The 1,004-nt window shown below is 53.5% G+C and carries 1 protein-coding gene; it reads left to right on the forward strand.

The window, feature by feature from the left end:
* Window positions 1-999 (forward strand): elongation factor Tu (gene tuf / locus AC790_RS01460; protein ID WP_049850726.1); only part of this gene is annotated, 999 nt, incomplete at its 5' end.
* Window positions 1,000-1,004: the final 5 nt, after the last annotated feature.

Raw genomic sequence — 1,004 nt, forward strand, 5'->3', positions numbered from 1 at the left:
ATCAACACTTCTCACGTTGAATATGAAACCCCGACTCGCCACTATGCGCACGTTGACTGCCCAGGCCACGCCGACTATGTGAAAAACATGATCACCGGTGCTGCGCAGATGGACGGCGCGATCCTGGTTGTTGCTGCGACTGACGGCCCAATGCCTCAGACCCGTGAGCACATCCTGCTGGGTCGTCAGGTTGGCGTTCCTTACATCATCGTGTTCCTGAACAAGTGCGACATGGTTGATGATGAAGAGCTGCTGGAACTGGTTGAGATGGAAGTACGTGACCTGCTGTCAGCATATGACTTCCCAGGCGACGACACTCCAATCGTACGCGGTTCTGCTCTGAAAGCGCTGGAAGGCGAAGCTGAGTGGGAAGCTAAGATCATTGAACTGGCTGAGCATCTGGATACCTACATCCCAGAGCCAGTACGTGCAATCGACCTGCCGTTCCTGCTGCCAATCGAAGACGTATTCTCAATCTCAGGCCGTGGTACTGTTGTTACCGGTCGTGTTGAGCGCGGTATCGTTAAAGTGGGCGACGAAGTTGAAATCGTGGGTATCAAGGCGACTGTTAAGTCTACCTGTACCGGCGTTGAAATGTTCCGCAAACTGCTGGACCAGGGTCAGGCTGGCGAGAACTGTGGTGTTCTGCTGCGTGGTATTAAGCGTGAAGATATCCAGCGTGGCCAGGTTCTGGCTAAGCCGGCTTCAATCAAGCCGCATACCAAGTTCACTTCAGAAGTGTACGTTCTGTCTAAAGATGAAGGCGGCCGTCATACTCCGTTCTTCAAAGGCTACCGTCCACAGTTCTACTTCCGTACTACTGACGTGACCGGCAACGTTGAGCTGCCAGAAGGCGTTGAGATGGTAATGCCAGGCGACAACGTTCAGATGACCGTTGAGCTGATCCACCCAATCGCGATGGATGAAGGCTTGCGCTTCGCTATCCGTGAAGGCGGCCGTACTGTTGGTGCGGGTGTTGTTGCTACAATTATCGCTTAATTGCG

The sequence above is a fragment of the Pantoea sp. RIT-PI-b genome (assembly GCF_001187905.1).
GTDB classification, from domain to species: domain Bacteria; phylum Pseudomonadota; class Gammaproteobacteria; order Enterobacterales; family Enterobacteriaceae; genus Pantoea; species Pantoea nemavictus.